Origin of the sequence: Paenibacillus vulneris, assembly GCF_039543185.1 — a bacterium.
Taxonomy (GTDB): domain Bacteria; phylum Bacillota; class Bacilli; order Paenibacillales; family NBRC-103111; genus Paenibacillus_S; species Paenibacillus_S vulneris.
In genome coordinates, this window is sequence record NZ_BAABJG010000008.1 from 93083 (window position 1) to 110877 (window position 17795).

A 17795-nucleotide genomic window follows, 5' to 3' on the forward strand; every position below is an offset into this window, starting at 1 on the left:
GTGAAGGAAAACATGAAGGTCAATCAGGCTGAGTTTATTATCAGCGCGGTTGGTCCGAATCAGTATCCTGCGGACGCCTTGCCTGAGATTGCTCTGGCAGGGCGTTCTAACGTAGGAAAGTCATCACTGATCAATCGGATGATCCAGCGTAAAAATCTGGCTAGAACAAGCTCTAAGCCGGGAAAAACACAGCAATTAAATTATTATAAAATTAATCAGGACTTATTTTTCGTCGATTTGCCAGGTTATGGCTATGCCCAGGTTTCCAAGTCCAAGCGTGAAATTTGGGGCAAGTTTATCGAGATATACTTGCTTCACAGAGAATTCTTGAAGCTGGTGCTGCTCGTTATCGATTTGCGGCATCCGCCTTCCAAGGATGATCAGGCAATGTATGCTTGGCTCAAACACAACGGAGTGCCTCTATGTGTCGTCACGACCAAGGCGGATAAAATATCCAAGGGCCAGTGGCAAAAGCACGTGAAGATTGTTAAGGAAACCTTGCAGATGGACAAGAACGATCCTTTCGTGTTGTTCTCGTCCGAGCTCGGAATAGGCAAGGACGAGCTTTGGGGCGTCATTGAGAGCAAGATCCGTAACGGCGAAGCGGCTTCAACTCCGGACGAGGAGCCTGTAGAAGTCCAGCCGGAATAATCCTGCCAACTATCCTGTAAAGACAAGTTACCCACCGCAGCGGGCTTGCTTTTATAGGATAGTTTTTTTATTTAGAAGGACCACTCACACCAAAAAGAAAAGCCTAACCCTGATCCATAAGGTCTGGACTATAAGGAACTTTGACTGGCCGTTATCGAATATAATATGTCCCAGGGAAGTTGATAACTTTATAAGGGAAACAGAGGGATTTATATGAAAAGGTTGAATCCTTCCGTGATTAAAGCAGTTTTTTCTAAAATTCACCGGAATTCAATGAATGGATGGCAGGAATATTAAATATTTATGTAGTATAATGTATATAGAACAAGAGAATATAGGTTTGGCTTTATGTTTCGAAAACAAAGAATCGAGGGATTTTTATGGCAATTAGGTTAGCGACCAAATACGTCAAAACCTGCCTACAGTTAACGGAAGCCGAGATGGCCATGTTTATTCAGATGTTTGTCGATCATCAAGCCTCCTTGCAGGTGAAAGTGCTTGAAAATGGAAATCAAGAGGTGGTTTTGCTGGACAACGAAGCGGGACAAGAGATCGTCCTCTCGTTCGAAAGACAGTTCAACATGTATGTTTGCCGTGGTACATGCAGCATCACGGACAAAAATCTGGTTCAATTGATGAGAAAGGCCGTTTCAACCTTTAAAGGAAGTGCCATTGTTCACCGAATTTATGAATCTTATACGATGATTTATGAATATGACCGGGGCACGGTAATGAAAATTGTGGAACGCAAAGGGCAAACCGATCGTCTGATCTACGAGTATAAGGATACTGTCGGAATGCTGGAGAAAATGTTCCGTAAAGTGGAGGTAGAGCAAGAAATAATGACCATAAAATCTCAGATCAATGAATTGCTCGACCTGAGAAACGACATACAAGAAGCAGCCGTACGCGAACAAATTGATGACCGTCTTCGTAACCTGACGCATCGCTTATTCGTACTCGAAGCTTAACTATATAGAAGTCAAAGGGCTTTTCCGTTGATGCGGAAAAGCTCTTTTAATTTTGTCTCGATAAACATATAGGCGTTATTTCCCCGAAAAAAATCCATGGCTCCAATACACCTGAGACAAGTCTGTAACATATGTTAGACAATGTGCAGCGCTCGCAGCAAAGAAAACTAGGCATTGGCAAAAAAAAGTATTGCTTTTATTCGGAATAGATGTTATTTTTATTTTCGTTGAAAACAAAATAGGAACCAGGATTCACTCAGGACATTGAATGTTGCGAGAGATTATTCCCTCGAGAAGTGAATGACGTAGGTCCTAGCGGATGAAATTTTTCAAACATTTTATTCCTAGGAAGGGGGACCGAAAGATGGAATACTCAACTTTCGGAAGACACGTTGCTGTTGATACTTGGGGAGTTGATTTTGAACTTCTCAACAATGCAGAATGGTTACAGGCGCAAATGGTAGAAGCTGCGGAGGCATGCGGGGCAACTGTGATGTCTGTTCAATCCAAGCAGTTTGAGCCGCAAGGTGCAACAGTGCTAGTATTATTGTCGGAAAGTCATCTCTCCATTCATACTTATCCTGAGAAAGGTTTTGCCGCATTGGATTGCTATACTTGCGGTGAGACAGTAGATCCTCAACTTGCTATTGATTATATGATTTCGGTTCTGAAGCCGGCAACGGCGCATGCAAAGAAGCTTGTTCGCGGCATGGGCGAATTGACAGTAGAGACACCGGAATTAAAGCTAGCTCAAATGACAAAATAATAACGTTAAATGGTAACCACGGAGAAATCCGTGGTTATTTGTTTGCCTAGCCCCCCATACAATGAATAAGTAAAGCTTGTATTACGTTTTAACCGAAGCTTGAGGAAGCTCATTGGACTTGGGGGGAGTTCGGGATGAAACGAAAACGCAAATGGATTATGTACGCCATCTTGGTTTTTTTTGTTGTTTGGCCGGTATATCAGATTATAGGTATGGTAGGTGCTCATTCGGAAAAGCAGGATGCGGGCAAGCTCCTTTACCAGGTTTCGTTGTTTCAAATGGAGCTGTTAAGCAGCTACTTGCACGATATTGAGAAGGTGAAGGATACGGAAGGGTTGAATCCCTTACGTCAAGCGATCTATACGGCCAACTTTACGCATCAGCATCTTGTGCTTGCATATGGCGAAGATCAGCTCACCCCGCTTGAAAGCTTGTCGCAGCTGATGCAATACGTTCTCCGCCTGCAAATAGGGGGTCAGCGTCCGCTCAAGGGCGAAGAGGTTCAGGCTTTGCTGGAGGTGCGCAAGCAGTTCGATGACCTGTACGATGCCTATGGGAAGCTCCTATCCTCCCGCGGGGATGTAGTAGGTTCTCAAAATCAAAGGCTGCAAAAAGATGATAAAACGGTGAACGAATTGCTCCGTAAAAAGCTGCTTCAATAGGGTGAAACATGCGTATATTGTATAAACGAAACCATTTTAGCTGAAAATATAGAAAATAGTTCCGGTTGATAAGCTTTGCTTTCACATATTATACAAAAAATTTGTCGGAGCGGCTTGTCAAACTGTGCTATAATGGGATCTAGATTAAGAAGAGGAAGGCAGGTGACACATATGCATATCGTTGTGGCGGGCTTGAACTACCGAACAGCACCGGTAGCGATCCGCGAGAAATTTACATTTTCCGATGCAGATCTGGCGCCGGCTCTGAAAGAGCTCAAAGAAACGAAAAGCGTAATGGAATGTGTCATTGTGGGCACCTGTAACCGTACGGAGCTGTATGTAGTTGTCGATCGGGAACATTTGTGCGATCATTATTTGCGTGGCTTCATTGAAAAATGGTTTGGCGTTCCGCGCGAGCAGTTCAATAAACATCTGTATGTTTATGAAAACGAGAAGGCGATCAATCATTTATTCCGCGTGACGAGTGGACTGGATTCCATGGTTATCGGGGAAACCCAAATTTTGGGCCAAATTCGCAATGCATTTTTACTATCCCAGCAAATGAAAACTACGGGGATTTTATTTAATACCTTGTTTAAACAGGCGATCACCCTGGCCAAACGCGCGCATACGGAGACGGGCATCGGGGAAAATCCGGTCTCGGTCAGTTATGCCGCTGTTGAGCTTGGTAAACGCATTTTCGGAAGCTATGACCACAAGAAGGTAATGATCATCGGCGCAGGCAAGATGAGCGAGCTTACCGTGAAGCACCTTTATTCCAACGGCGCCGATAAGGTGATTGTCGTCAACCGCACTTTGAGCCGCGCTCAAGAGCTTGCCGGCAAGTTCCAAGGAGTGGCCAGCTCCATGGATAAGCTGCTCGACTATCTGGAGGAAGTGGATATAGTTATCAGCTCCACGGGCTCCTCAGAGATCGTATTAACGAAGGATCAGGTTGCGGCCGTGCTTCAGAAGCGCCGTTCGCGCCCTTTATTCATGATAGATATTGCCGTTCCAAGGGATTTGGATTCTTCCATCGGAGAACTGCCTAACGTATTTTTGTACGATATCGATAATTTGCAATCCATCGTGAACAACCATCTGCAGGAACGCCGCAAAGCGGCTCTGGTCATCGAGGATATGATAGAAGAGGAGATGGCCGTGTTCGAGCAATGGACGCGTACGCTGGGGGTTACACCGTTAATCCAGGCGCTGCAAGCGAAAGCAAGCTCCATCCATGAAGAAACTATGGATAGCCTGATGAAAAAGCTTCCCGATCTGGATGAGCGTGAGCTTAAAGTGATTCGCAAGCTGACGAAAAGCATTGTGAATCAAATGCTGAGAGACCCAGTGATTCGGATTAAAGAGATGGCTGCTGAACGTGACGGGGAAGAAGCGCTCGATTATTTCACCAAAATATTTGCACTGGAAGATCAACTGGCACAGCAAGAACAAGTGGAGAAGAACGTGAACCGTCAACAGGAAGTGAGCGAGACTCGTGATCGTTGGAAGGAAGAAATTTTGACGAAGGTTTCATTGAAGCCTGCCGATGCCTTGGCTAAAACGTAGTTTGGAGAGGTGCCATGGTCGCGAAAAGCTGGTTGTACGATGTCATTATTTATATATACGCCCTGAGCCTGCTGTTTTACTTCTCGGACTTTGTAGGTCCGAACCGAAGCGCAAAACGGATGGGGACAGGGTTGCTTTCTTTTGTTTGGGTTCTGCAAACGATGTATTTGGTTGTTAACCTGGTTTGGCATGACCGTTCGATGGCATTTTCCATGTTTGAAACGCTGTTTATGCTATCCTGGCTGCTTGTAACGGTTTCGCTTGTAGTGAACCGTTTTTTTCGTATCGAGCTGTTTGTGTTTATTGTAAATATGATAGGGTTTACCGTACTGGCGCTTAATTTTTTCAGCAATCCGAAGGTTTCGCCGACATTGGCCAACTGGAATGTGAGCGATGAGGTGTTGTTCATCCATATCAGCTTCTCGCTGGGAAGCTATGTAGCCTTTGTTGTGTCCGGTGTTTTCTCGGGCATGTACTTATTCTTACATCGTCAATTAAAGGAGAAGAAGTGGTCGAAGCTTATGCAGAGACTTCCCAGCCTGGATAAGACGGATTATTACTCCTTCGTATCTGTTGTCATCGGGACACCGCTATTGCTGTTCGGCATGTCGCTCGGGGTTGTCTGGATCTCCTTGCAGCATGATTTGTCCTTGTTCTTTGATCCTAAAGTTATCAACTCATGGTTTGTCCTGCTTGCCTATATCTTTTATCTGTTCCAGCGCATTCTGCTCAAGACGCCGGGTTATAAGCTGGCATTGTGGAATCTTGCCGCATTTTTTATTATGGCTTTAAACTTTGTGTTCGCTAACTTCTATTCCTCGTTTCACCAGTGGTCTTAATAGTTCGGGCAAAGCGAGGGGGCAAAGCAGTGAAATGAAGAGAAGAAAAACGTACTACCCGTTGATGCTTCAGGCAGAGGACAAGCCGTGTGTTATAATAGGCGGTGGATCGGTAGCCGAACGGAAGGCTGAGGCTTTGCTTGAGGCAGGGGCAAGGGTAACCGTCATCAGCCCCTCTTGTACGCCCCGATTGGAAGGCTGGGCTCAGGACGGAACTATAAATCACATCCCATCAACCTATCATCCCGGAATGCAGGAGCTGGCCAATGCGCTGTTAGTTTTTGCCGCTACGAATCGTTCGGAAGTGAATGCAGCCATACGTATGGAAGCGGAAGCGATGGGCAAGCTGGTCAATGTGGCGGATGATTCGGAAGGGAGCGGGTTTATTGTGCCCGCGACAGTTCGCCGCGGGAGGCTGCTTATTGCAGTTTCGACAGCGGGAGCAAGTCCGGCAGCAGCCCGTAAAGTGAAGCAGCAGCTAGAGGAGACGTTCGGCGATGAGTATGAGGCGTATTTGGACCTGCTTCAGGAATTGCGGGTGTTTGTCCAAAGCATCGTCGAGGACACGGCCGTACGCCAACAGTGGTTCCGGCATATGCTGGAATGGGAGCTGCTCCCGTTAATCCGTTCTGGACGGCTTGAGCCTCCGGATCGTCTGAATTTGATGGAGATCATTCACAAAGATCCGACAACAGAAGGAATGGAACGGGTTAAAGATTGGCTTCAAAGCCGGTTACCTTCTACGGGAGGGACATAGCATTTAAAGCATCCGCTATGAAAGAGGAAACGCTCTTGGCACCAAATATTATTTTGATCATGGAGAGGGCTGACATACATGCGCAAAATCGTAGTAGGAACCCGGCAAAGCGCTCTTGCATTAACCCAGACCGGTCAGGTCGTAGAGCAGCTGCGCGAGCTGTCCAAGCAGCTTGGGATCGAATGCGAGTTTGAACTGAAAAAAATCGTAACCAAAGGCGACCGCATTCTGGATGTGACCTTATCCAAGGTGGGGGGCAAAGGCCTCTTTGTCAAAGAGATCGAGCAGGCGATGTTCGACGGAGAGATCGATATCGCGGTACATAGTATGAAAGATATGCCGGCGGAGCTGCCGGAGGGATTAAGGATAGGCGCGGTTCCGCGCCGCGAGGATGCTAGAGATTGCCTGATTTCCCGTGAAAGCCGCGGATTGGACGAACTTCCTCAAGGAGCCAAGGTAGGGACCAGCAGCTTGCGCCGTTCCTGTCAGCTGCAGAACTACCGTCCCGACTTGCAGATTGAATCCATTCGGGGCAATATTGATTCGAGATTGAAGAAGCTCGAGACGGAAGGCTTTGACGCCATTCTGCTGGCGGCCGCAGGCTTGCACAGGATCGGCTGGCAGGATCGGATCAGCGTCTATATTCCAGCTGAGATTAGCTTGCCTGCAGTAGGGCAAGGAGCACTATGCATCGAGTGCCGCAGCGACGATGAGTTCGTCCTTGGACTGCTCAAGCACTACAATCATGAGCCTACCGCTTTGGCCGTAGCGGCTGAAAGAAGCTTTCTTGCCAGATTGAACGGAGGCTGTCAGGTACCTATCGGGGCTTTTGCAAGCCTCGGGGATGAGGACGGCAATCCGGCTATTACTTTGACCGGAATGGTAGGCTCGCCGGACGGCAAGCTGCTTTTGAAAGAAACGATGACAGGCACTGACCCGGACAAGCTGGGCCGCCACGTAGCGGAGGCTTTAATTGGTCAGGGAGCCGAAGATATATTGGCGACAGTGAGGAGTTGAGCCGAGGTGAGCAAAGGTGTCGTATATCTCGTAGGAGCAGGGCCAGGAGACCCTAAGCTCATTACGGTACGGGGACTGGAGGCGATTCAACGAGCCGATGTCGTCGTATACGACCGGCTGGCAAGTCCTAGATTGCTGAAGCATATGAAGCCGGGCGCCGAGAAAATTTTTGTCGGCAAGCTGCCCGATAAGCACATGATGAAGCAATCGGAAATTAATCAGCTGCTTGTTGATTTAGCGCTGCAGGGCAAGACGGTAACCCGCTTGAAGGGCGGGGATCCGAGCGTCTTCGGACGTGTGGGAGAAGAAGCGGAGCTGCTCGTGGATAACGGGATTCCGTTCGAGATCGTACCGGGAATCACATCTGCGATCGCGGTGCCTGCTTATGCGGGAATCCCGGTGACGCACCGGGATTTTACCTCCTCTTTCTCGATAGTGACCGGGCATGAATACCCGAATAAAACCTATAGCAGCATCAATTGGGATAATTTATCGCAAGCGTCGGGCACGCTCATTTTTCTTATGGGCGTAGCAAATCTGGAATTCATATGCAGCCGTCTGATCGACGGCGGCAAGTCGCCCTCCACTCCGGTCGCGCTGATTCGCTGGGGAACCTGGATGGATCAAAGAACGTTAACGGGTACCCTAACGGATATTGTCGACAAGGTCCGCGCAGCCAACTTCCAATCTCCCGCCGTCATCATCGTAGGGGAGGTTGTGAAGCTTCGCGAGAGGCTGGCTTGGTTCGAGAAGAAGCCCTTGTTCGGGCGGCGTATTCTCGTCACTAGAGCAAGGAGCCAGGCGAGTGAGCTGGTCCAGCTGATTGAGGAGCTTGGCGGCGAGGCGATCGAATTTCCTGTTATCAGGACCCAGCCTCCTTCGAAGCCGGAAGCACAGCAGAAGCTTGACGACACGCTTACTCAGCTATCCCGTTTTGAGTGGATCTTTTTTACAAGCGTCAACGGGGTGGACTATTTCTTCCAGCGGCTGCAAAAGAACCGTGTCGATGTAAGGACAATGAGCAGCGCCCGGATCGTGGCCGTAGGACCAAAGACAGCGGAAGCATTGGCGCAGCGGGGGTTAGTTGCCGAGGAGTTGCCTGCCAAGTTCCAGGGAGACGAGATGCTCGCCGCCTTTGCCAAGGAGCTGAGACCAGGTCAGCAGGTGCTGCTGCCTACGGCCGATATCGCGAAGGAATACATCCCGGCGACATTAAGACAAATGGGTCTTCAAGTAACGGAAGTAGATGTCTATGAAACGGTTCTCGATACGAGCGGAGGCTCGGAAATCATTGAGCTGTTGGAACAGAATACAATCCATACCATAACGTTTACAAGTTCATCGACCGTAACGAACCTCATTATCGCTTTGCAGCAGCTAGGCGCAGACAAGCCCCTTGAACTGCTGCAGCCATGCAAGATTGCCTGTATCGGGCCTATGACGGCCAAGACCGCGGAGGAAGCGGGCCTTAAGGTAGACTACCTGGCCGAGGAAGCAACGGTTGCTTCTTTGGTCCAAAGCATGTACAGCCAGGCATAATAGGGAACAATCAAGATAAAGGTTAAGGAGGAAGCAGCATGGGATTTCCTATGGTACGCAACAGAAGATTACGCGGCTCCAAAGCACTACGCAATTTGGTAAGAGAGACAACTTTATCGGTTCATGATCTGATCTATCCTATTTTCGTTACACACGGCTCTCAAATCAAAGAAGAAATCAGCTCTATGCCGGGTGTATACCACTTTTCGCTGGATACGCTGGAGCAAGAGCTGAAGGAGATTACGAGCTTGGGCATTGAGGCCATCATGCTGTTCGGCGTTCCCGAGCATAAGGATGCTCACGGCAGCTCGGCATATGACGATAATGGCATCGTGCAGCAAGCGACACGCCGAATTAAAGAGCTCCATCCTGATCTGCTCGTGATGGCCGACAACTGTCTGTGCCAGTTTACAGACCACGGCCACTGCGGCGTCGTTCATGTTGACGAGAAAACGCAATGCGCCGAGATTCTTAACGACGAGTCGCTGGAGCTGCTTGTCCGTACGGCGGTATCGCAAGCGAAAGCGGGGGCTGACGTTATCGCTCCTTCGAATATGATGGACGGGTTCGTAGCGGCTATTCGCCAAGGCTTGGACGAAGCAGGGTTTGAGAATGTGCCGATCATGTCCTATTCGGTTAAATACGCTTCGGCATACTACGGACCATTCCGTGAAGCTGCACATTCGGCGCCTCAATTCGGTGACCGCAAAACGTATCAGATGGATCCGGGAAATGCACGCGAAGCGCTTCGTGAAGCGGAGTCCGATGTGCTTGAAGGCGCGGATTTCCTGATGGTGAAGCCTGCTATGGCTTACATGGATATTATTCGCACCTTGCGCGATCAGTTCGAACTGCCGCTCGTTGCTTATAATGTCAGCGGTGAATATTCACTGATTAAAGCGGCCGCGCAGCAGGGCTGGGTAGACGAACGTTCTATTGTTATGGAAACGATGATCGGCTTCAAGCGCGCAGGCGCCGATTTGATTATTACCTATTTTGCTAAAGACGTAGCCCAATGGCTGAAGGAACAGCAATAGTACGGGGTTCGGGAAGAAGCAAGAGCTTTTCATACTGACTGCGGTTAGTGGAAAAGCTCTTTTTTTCTCGCCGCGTCGCGGTTCTTGTCATACTTTTGTCGGATTCTACGATAGGCAATCGGTTGTTAGAGGTTGCCAAATAGGGCATAATGTTAATAGATCATAGGAGTTCGCGGAAAGAGGTATAGAGGATGAGCTATAACGATAATTTCATTAAAGCCTGTAAGAAGCAGCCTGTAGATACGCTGCCGGTTTGGTATATGCGTCAGGCAGGACGTTCGGACCCGGATTACCGTAAAATTAAAGAAAAATATAGCCTTCTTGAGATTTGCAGGCAGCCTGAGCTTGCTGCGGAAGTCACGATGATGCCGGTCGAAAAGCTTGGCGTCGACGCGGCTATTTTGTATTCGGATATTATGAATCCGGTTGCCTCGATCGGGATTGATTTTGACATCGTTAAGGATGTTGGACCCGTTATCCATAACCCGGTCCGTACGGCAGAGGATGTGGACAGACTTCGCCCGATTCAAGTGGAGCAGGATTTATCCCATATTATTAAAACGATCGAAATTCTTGTGGCGGAGCTTAAAGTTCCTCTCATTACATTCGCCGGTGCACCATTTACCATCGCCAGCTATTTGGTCGAAGGCAGGCCATCCAAGTCCAAGGACTATCTGCACACGAAAGCTCTGATGTATGGAGCGCCCGATGTTTGGTTTAAACTGATGGATAAGCTTGGAGATATGATCATTACCTATTTGAAGGCACAGATTGCCGCAGGAGCCAAGGCGGTTCAGTTGTTCGACAGCTGGGTCGGGGCTTTGTCTCCGAGAGACTTCCAAACCTATGTGCTGCCTACGATCACTCGGATTTTTGCCGAGCTCAAGCACCTGGAGCAGCCTAAAATTTATTTCCCTGGCGTAAGCTCCGGTGAGCTTCATTCCAGCCTTGTTAACATCGATGCCGATGTCATAGGGTTGGATTGGCGTGTGCCTATTTCCGAAGCTCGCAAGAGAATCGGATCGAAATTTGCGGTACAGGGCAATCTGGACCCTACGGTTCTGACCGGACCGCTGTCGGTGATCCAAGAGCAGGCCAAAGCTATCATTGATCAGGGAATTCAACAGCCGGGCTACATCTTTAACCTGGGCCACGGGGTATTCCCGGAAGCGTCTATCGACAAGCTGAGAGAATTGACGGAATTTGTACACGAATATTCTCGCAAAGCTATCGCCCAATCGAAACAAGGAAGTGGTGTCTAATGACCAAACAGCGAATCGGCGTGTTAGTCATGTCCTACGGAACTCCAGAGAGCCTGGATCAAGTAGAGGCTTATTATACTCATATACGCAGAGGGAATCCTCCTAGCCCTGAGCAGCTCAAGGAGCTGACTGACCGGTACGATGCTATCGTGGGCGGATTTTTCCCGTTAAGAGAAAATACGAACAAGCAAGTGCAGGCTTTGGAGCAAATGCTGAACGAACGACATCCGGACAAAACGTTTGTATGCTACCAAGGGTTAAAGCATGCGTCGCCTTTTATTGAGGACGGCGTGGAGCAAATGGTCAAGGATGGCATCGAGCAGGCGGTAGGCGTTGTGCTTGCTCCACACTACTCTATTATGAGCGTAGGCGGATATATCAAGCGCGCTCAAGAGAAGGCCGAGGAGCTTGGCGGACTGGACATTAAGTTCGTTAAGAGCTATCATTTGCACCCGAAGCTTATCGAAGCCTTGTCCAAACGCGTGACCGAAACCCTGCAGCGTTTTGCAGGTACGCCGAAGGAGGAAGTCCGGGTTATATTCACCGCGCACAGCCTGCCTGAAAAAATAGTAGAGATGAGAGATCCTTATCCGGAACAGCTGCTCGCCACCTCCAAAGCAATTGCGGAGCAAACAGGAGTGACCAACTGGCAGTTCGGATGGCAAAGCGCGGGTCAAACGGCTATGCCGTGGCTTGGACCGGACATTCTGGATGTGCTTCATACCATTACGAAGGAAGAGCAAGTGAAGAATGTGCTCATCTGCCCGATCGGGTTTGTATCCGATCATCTGGAGGTATTGTACGATCTCGACATCGAGGCCCAGCAGGTAGCCAAAGAGCTGGGAATCCATCTGGAACGTACACCGTCCCTGAATACCGATCCATTGTACATGGAGACGCTCAGCGACGTCGTGTACGAGCATTGCAACGGAAAGTAACAGGTAGAGCGGATGGCTGAACCAAGAAAGGTGTTCCCATCCGCCTTTTATTAGGATCCTAATAGACGGTGAAATGGGGTATTGAAATGAGCATGCGCAAACGTTCCGACGAGCGGTCGGCCAAAGCATTCGCGGAAGCGAAGGAAGTCATTCCCGGAGGTGTGAATAGTCCGGTTCGCGCCTTCAAATCGGTTGGATTAACTCCTTTATTTATGGAACGCGGACTGGGTTCACGCGTTTATGACATTGATGGCAACGAGTTTATTGATTACATAGGCTCCTGGGGGCCGCTGATCGTTGGTCACTCCCATCCGGACGTTGTCCAGGCTATCAAGCAGACGGCGGAGAAGGGTTCCAGCTTTGGAGCGCCTACGGAACTGGAAACCGAGATGGCCAAGCTCGTTATCGAGCGCGTTCCCTCTCTCGAAATGGTGCGTATGGTGAATTCCGGAACCGAAGCGACGATGAGCGCCTTGAGGCTGGCCAGAGGCTATACGAAGAGAGCCAAGATCGTCAAATTCGAGGGCTGCTATCATGGTCATGCCGATTCCCTCTTGATCAAGGCAGGCTCCGGCGTAGCTACCCTAGGACTTCCTGACAGTCCAGGGGTTCCGGAGAGCGTTGCCGTAAATACAATAACCGTTCCTTATAATGATCTGGAATCGGTTCAGCTGGCCTTTGAAAAATTCGGCGAAGAGATTGCCGCTATCATTGTGGAGCCTATAGGAGGCAACATGGGAGTTGTCCCGCCGCTTCCGGGTTTTCTGGAGGGCTTACGCGATATCACCCGCCGTTACGGCAGCTTGTTAATCTTTGACGAAGTAATGACCGGCTTCCGCGTAGGTCTTCATTGCGCCCAAGGCTTGTACGGCATTGACCCTGATTTGACCTGTCTGGGTAAAATCATCGGAGGGGGTCTCCCTGTCGGTGCTTATGGCGGGAAGCGCGCCATTATGGAGCAGATCGCACCAAGCGGTCCTATCTATCAGGCGGGAACTTTATCCGGTAACCCGCTCGCGATGGCGGCAGGCTATACCACATTGAAGCTTCTAGGTGAGCCTGGGGTATATGAGGAGCTTGAACGCAAATCCGCGAAGCTGGAGGAAGGGTTCACTCGCAATGCCAAGGAGCTTGGGATTGCAAGCACGATCAACCGGGTTGGCTCCATGATCTGCCCCTTCTTCACGGATCAGAAGGTCATTGACTATGAGACGGCAAAAACCTCGGATCTGAACCGGTTTAATCGCTACTTTGCCGCGCTGCTTGATTTGGGAGTCAGCATCGCTCCTTCTCAGTTTGAAGGCATGTTCGTATCTACGGCGCACACGGACGAAGATATCGATCAGACAATTGCCGCTCATTATGAAGCACTGAAACAGCTGTAAGTCTAAAGATGGAATCCAAGCTTGTCCGCTGCTTATTATACTAGGCAGAGGGCAAGCTTTTTTGCTATCGCATATATCCATTCCAAGCCCCCGAAAGCACCTGAATCAGCAGCACCGAAGGTCAAGAGCTCTCTTTATATGGGGTATTGGTCGGATCTAGAATAGGAAAGCACTGTCACGCCATATTGCTCGTAGAACCTCTCTGGAAGAGCAGAAGGACTTCCTTAAGCGTGAATAACAAACAAGACGCCTCCTGGTCTAGGAAGCGTCTTGTTGTTTCTAGCCTTCTATTCGGTTTTAGTTGGAACAGGAGTCCCCGTTGCCGTCGTTGAAGGCGTCGGTGACGGTGCCGCACTGCCGCTCGCAGAAGTTCCCGGAGTAGCCTTACCTGCGGAATCGGATGATGTACCTGACGTCCCGCCGGTATTCGGTTTCGCGGATGGCTCCTGCACCTGATTATTGTTCGCTGGAGGTGTAGGAGTAGGGTTCGTAGCCGGCGATGGCGTCGGCGTTCCTTGCGGATGCGACGTACTGGCTCCGCTGTTGCCACTATTGCTGTTATTACCGGATGGCTGCCCCGTTGGCGGAGTTGTTGCCTCTGCGCCGTTGTTGTTCGAAGAGCCAGGCGATGGGGTCGGCGTAGTTTTCGGCGGAGCTGTCTCCTTATCTCCAGGTGTTGCTTTCCCGCCGTTCGTTTCTTTGGCATCCGTATCTTTACCGGCAGGAGGCTTGGTCGTGCCCGGTGTACTGGTGCCGTTTTTGTTGGTTCCCGCATTGCTGCCCGTATCCGGCTTCGTCGGTTCCCCTTTGTTCGTGTTTGTCGAAGGGGTAGATGATGGAGTCGGAGTAGGTGCCGGCGTCGGGTTGTTTTTTTGCTTGGCTTTCAATTCAGCCTGCTCTTTCAAAAAATCCGGATGGTCATACGAACCGCCTGGATCGATCTTGTCGATTCCGTCCCATACCCGGTTCGCGACTACGTTCTCAGGATGATCGTAAACCAGGAAGGCCGAAGGCAGGCGCCGTTCACCATACCGGCTGGAAGGCTTCGTGACCAGCTCGCCGTTATAGACCAATTCGGAGGAGGCTCCGCCATCCAGAAATCCCGCATTGATAACGTCGTCTTCCATAAACAAATCCTGAACTTCCTTCAAGGTAGCCCCAACGCTGTGGGTCTGGCGTCCGTCGATGACGATGAAGATGACGGTTCCGTCCGCCTTTTGTCCTACCGCCGTTCGCGGTGCTCGGCTGCCGTCATTAATAGGAAGCGGCTTTCCGTTAGCAATGACACGAGGGTAGAACGATGCGGCTTCCGAGATGCCCATCTCCTGCAGCTCGAAAATATTATATTTTCCGATAATGAGTGTCCCGTCTTTCGTAAATCCGACAATATGCTGCGGGACGCTGCCGTCCTGGTCCGTATAAATGACCTCGCCGCCGGAGATAATGGCGCCAAGAGCGGCAAACCCGTTGCCGAGTCCTTCGGGATCGTTAAATCCGCCGGCGTTGACACCGGCTACCGCCCCGGTCCGTTTGACCATGGAGGTGATTTTCTCCCCTTCACCAGGCTTTTCCGGGGTCATGATCCGTATCGATTTGGGATCGTAAACGTACATCCGCTTACCTTTCCACAGCTTGCCGGAAATATCTTCTACTTTTACCAGCTCATCGATAGAACGTATTCTTTTAGTTGTTGTTGCAATCATACCGGGTAGCTGCTTTTCAACCGCATTTTCTTCAACGAAGGTATGTAGCTGCTTGACCAGATCGTCACGCATTTCCGTGCCGACAAACATCCAGGCCCAGTCCCGATGCTGTGTGATGATGACGGTTTGAGCCATCCAGATCCGAATATCCGTTCCCGGCTTCGTCAGGAATAAAAAGCTCGATGTCATGAACGTAATAATGGCGATAAGCATCAGCGACTTCTTCAGCCAGCTCCAGTCGCGAAGCTGCTGCCTCGTTGCTTCCAAGAAATGTATGGCAGTGCTCACTTTGTCCACTCCTGTTTTAATAATGAACATAAACGGTTTTTAACTCTATTATTCTACCATATCCCGTTCCAATATGATAGACGAACCCCAAGCCGCGAAGTTGCAGGGTACCATGAAGATTTGCCGGCAATTTGTTACAATAAAGCCATGAAAGGAGCAAGGTGAATGATTCCGTGGCAGAAAAAAGGAGAATGGCTTGAACTCAGGCTTCCGAGAGTATTGGAGACGGAGGAGGAGCTTAAAGAGTACCTAAGTCTTTCGGATAAATATTTGAAGCAATTAAGTCAGTCAGGAGGGGTATCCATCAAAGGCCCCCGGGTCCGGCTTCGCCTGTTTCCGAATGAACCGATAAACCATATGCATCCATGGGCACCGTTAGAAGTGTTGTACGAGGATCATTTTTGCCTGGTTGTCCAAAAGCCGCCGGGAATGAAGGTGCATGGAGACAGTGCCGCGAGTACGAATCAGGCTGCAACGCTTGCGGATGCAGTAGCCAGCTATTATGAATCAACGGGGCAGTCCTGCAGGGTGCGGCACATTCATAGATTGGATGAAGATACGACGGGACCGGTCCTGTACGCCAAGCATGAATGGCCGCAGCAGATATTGGATGCCGCAATGCGGGAGAAGCGGATCGGGCGCCAATACGCGGCCATAGTGCAAGGCAGGCTCAAACAAAAAAAGGGCACAATAGATGCCCCCATCGGTAGAGACAGGCACCATCCCGCACGCAGACGGGTCTCACCGACAGGGGAGTGGGCCGTGACCCATTACGAAGTGGTTGAACAATGGGGTGAAGCCGCTCTGGTTAGACTGCAATTGGAGACAGGCCGCACTCATCAGATTCGGGTCCATATGAGCTATTTGGGCCATCCGATTTGGGGCGATCAGCTATATGGCGGCACGACTCAGCATATAAACCGGCAAGCTCTTCACGGAGAAAGACTAGGATTTCCCCACCCTCTGACGGGGGAGCAGCTTGACATTGAATGCCCCTGGCCCGAGGATATGAGCAGCCTTTACGATATCCTGCAAAAAATATAGTCATGCTCTTCCCGCGCAAACCATATAAATCTATAGATAAGTAAAAATGACTATCTCACGATGCGGTTTGCGAGACTAGTTCATAAGAGGGAGGACAAAACATTGGCTGAACAGCAAAGCGGATTGCGATTTGATATCTATGAGCGAGTGCATTTGTCGGAAGGTGTGGCAGGGATCAAGGAGCTGGAGGGCATTGAGCTTGCCCCGCATATTCAAGTGCTTCCACAAGGGGATCAAGCTCTTTTGCGAGGCAACCTGCTCTTATCCGGGACATATGTGGACGAACAGGATGCGGTGAACCGTACCTTGGAGCATCTGATTCCGGTCGAAATTACACTTCCTATGAACCGCGTGCAGCGGATGGAAGACATAGCGGTAGAGATTGAAAATTTCGATGTGGAGCTGTTATCGACAAGGAGCTTGAATATCACCGGCGTCTTGTCTCTAAACGGACTTGAGGTCGTGTCGCCATCGGTCGGAGATATTTGGGGCGAAGCTGAGGAGGAAGTCGTCTTTGTACACGAGGTGCAGGGACAGCAGCGGGAGCCGGAAGTACCCGAAGCGCCGGCAGCGGTTCAAGAGGAAGTTGAACGTCAGGAAGAAGAAGTCTCATTGACGGTACAGATCGAGCCAAAGGGCGGGGAACAGGAGGAATGGACTTCTCCCTCTTTGGCGTTTGCCGCTGCGAATCCTATTGAAGAGAAGATAGTCGCAGAGACGAAGGAGCCAAAGCCTGAACAGGCACAGCAAGCAAGACAAGATCAGCGGTCGTCGGCTCAGGAGAGCGGTTCTCTTGCCGCATTGGAGGTGCCGGAGGAAGCGGTGCCTGTCTCAGAGCCGGTGGCAGTCGAAGCGGCTTCAGAAGCAGAAAGCAGCGAGGATAAGAGCAAGGAAATGAAGATTGGGATCTCGGGCAAAAAAGGGGAAGCGGAAGAACCGGCCAAACCGTTTGGTCTGACCTCCTTGCTGCAGAGCCAGGCATCGGTGAAAGCACCGGAGGGCAGGCAGGAGGAGGAAGCGCCCGCAGTCGACCCGCCTCAGGGAGAGAAGGTCGAATGGAAGAGACTGCTCGCAAGCCCCAAAGGGGAGCAGAAGGAATTCAAACGCCTTCGACTCTGCATTGTCCAGAAGGAAGAAACCTTGGAGAGCATTGCCAAGCGCTATGATCTGAATCCCCGTGAAATCGCACTGTTCAATAGGCTCGGCGATACCGATTTAACGGAAGGCCAAATAGTTTATATTCCGAAATAATCCAAGAGACTGGAAAAAACACCTCGAACTTCCCTGGAAAACGGGTAGTGTGCACCCCTTAGAATAGACATTGGAAAAACCCCCTGGTTAATCCGATGAATTCTAAGGGGTGTATT

Annotated in this window: 16 protein-coding genes; 15 read left to right on the forward strand and 1 reads right to left on the reverse strand. The window is 50.0% G+C overall.

Going from position 1 to position 17795, the window contains the following annotated elements; genetic code table 11:
- Window positions 1-12 precede the first annotated feature (12 nt).
- The 13 genes from yihA to hemL all read left to right on the forward strand — a co-directional run bounded on the left by yihA (window position 13) and on the right by hemL (window position 13393).
- Entirely contained in the window at window positions 13-651 is a 639-nt protein-coding gene (yihA, locus tag ABEA66_RS10130; RefSeq protein ID WP_345587465.1) for a ribosome biogenesis GTP-binding protein YihA/YsxC, read from the forward strand.
- Between the two features lie 380 nt (window positions 652-1031).
- Entirely contained in the window at window positions 1032-1622 is a 591-nt protein-coding gene (locus ABEA66_RS10135; protein ID WP_179135962.1) for a non-ribosomal peptide synthetase module, read from the forward strand.
- Window positions 1623-1986: 364 nt separating this feature from the next.
- Window positions 1987-2388: an adenosylmethionine decarboxylase gene (gene speD, locus ABEA66_RS10140; RefSeq protein WP_079910005.1), complete on the forward strand. Its 402-nt coding sequence runs from the start codon at window positions 1987-1989 to the stop codon at window positions 2386-2388.
- Window positions 2389-2522: 134 nt separating this feature from the next.
- Complete coding sequence (locus tag ABEA66_RS10145) at window positions 2523-3050, forward strand: S-adenosylmethionine decarboxylase (protein WP_079910006.1); 528 nt, start codon at window positions 2523-2525, stop codon at window positions 3048-3050.
- A 171-nt stretch (window positions 3051-3221) separates the two neighbouring features.
- On the forward strand, window positions 3222-4619 hold the full coding sequence (gene hemA / locus ABEA66_RS10150) for a glutamyl-tRNA reductase (RefSeq protein WP_079910007.1): 1398 nt from the start codon (window positions 3222-3224) through the stop codon (window positions 4617-4619).
- A gap of 14 nt (window positions 4620-4633) precedes the next feature.
- Window positions 4634-5458 carry a cytochrome C assembly family protein gene (locus ABEA66_RS10155; protein WP_079910008.1) on the forward strand — a complete coding sequence of 275 codons (825 nt, stop codon included), beginning with the start codon at window positions 4634-4636 and terminating at the stop codon, window positions 5456-5458.
- 34 nt (window positions 5459-5492) lie between these two features.
- Complete coding sequence (locus ABEA66_RS10160; protein ID WP_079910009.1) at window positions 5493-6215, forward strand: precorrin-2 dehydrogenase/sirohydrochlorin ferrochelatase family protein; 723 nt, start codon at window positions 5493-5495, stop codon at window positions 6213-6215.
- 78 nt (window positions 6216-6293) lie between these two features.
- Window positions 6294-7232, forward strand: a complete 939-nt coding sequence (hemC, locus tag ABEA66_RS10165; protein WP_079910010.1) for a hydroxymethylbilane synthase — start codon at window positions 6294-6296, stop codon at window positions 7230-7232.
- Window positions 7233-7238: 6 nt separating this feature from the next.
- Entirely contained in the window at window positions 7239-8771 is a 1533-nt protein-coding gene (gene cobA, locus ABEA66_RS10170; RefSeq protein ID WP_345587456.1) for a uroporphyrinogen-III C-methyltransferase, read from the forward strand.
- Between the two features lie 38 nt (window positions 8772-8809).
- Window positions 8810-9808 carry a porphobilinogen synthase gene (gene hemB / locus ABEA66_RS10175; protein WP_079910012.1) on the forward strand — a complete coding sequence of 333 codons (999 nt, stop codon included), beginning with the start codon at window positions 8810-8812 and terminating at the stop codon, window positions 9806-9808.
- A 191-nt stretch (window positions 9809-9999) separates the two neighbouring features.
- Window positions 10000-11070, forward strand: a complete 1071-nt coding sequence (gene hemE / locus ABEA66_RS10180) for a uroporphyrinogen decarboxylase (protein ID WP_345587457.1) — start codon at window positions 10000-10002, stop codon at window positions 11068-11070.
- The gene (gene hemH / locus ABEA66_RS10185) at window positions 11070-12008 is read left to right on the forward strand and encodes a ferrochelatase (protein WP_345587458.1); all 939 of its coding nucleotides are present in this window, start codon (window positions 11070-11072) and stop codon (window positions 12006-12008) included. Before hemE ends, hemH begins: the two co-directional genes overlap by 1 nt.
- A gap of 86 nt (window positions 12009-12094) precedes the next feature.
- Entirely contained in the window at window positions 12095-13393 is a 1299-nt protein-coding gene (gene hemL, locus ABEA66_RS10190) for a glutamate-1-semialdehyde 2,1-aminomutase (protein ID WP_079910015.1), read from the forward strand.
- A 287-nt stretch (window positions 13394-13680) separates the two neighbouring features.
- Here the strand turns inward: hemL and ABEA66_RS10195 are convergent, their stop codons facing one another.
- The gene (locus ABEA66_RS10195) at window positions 13681-15384 is read right to left on the reverse strand and encodes a phosphodiester glycosidase family protein (protein ID WP_256865311.1); all 1704 of its coding nucleotides are present in this window, start codon (window positions 15382-15384) and stop codon (window positions 13681-13683) included.
- Window positions 15385-15549: 165 nt separating this feature from the next.
- Between ABEA66_RS10195 and ABEA66_RS10200 the strand changes: the two genes are divergently transcribed.
- The gene (locus ABEA66_RS10200) at window positions 15550-16428 is read left to right on the forward strand and encodes an RluA family pseudouridine synthase (RefSeq protein ID WP_079910017.1); all 879 of its coding nucleotides are present in this window, start codon (window positions 15550-15552) and stop codon (window positions 16426-16428) included.
- Window positions 16429-16530: 102 nt separating this feature from the next.
- Window positions 16531-17679 (forward strand): LysM peptidoglycan-binding domain-containing protein, encoded by a 1149-nt coding sequence (locus ABEA66_RS10205; protein WP_345587459.1) that lies wholly within the window; start codon window positions 16531-16533, stop codon window positions 17677-17679.
- Window positions 17680-17795: the final 116 nt, after the last annotated feature.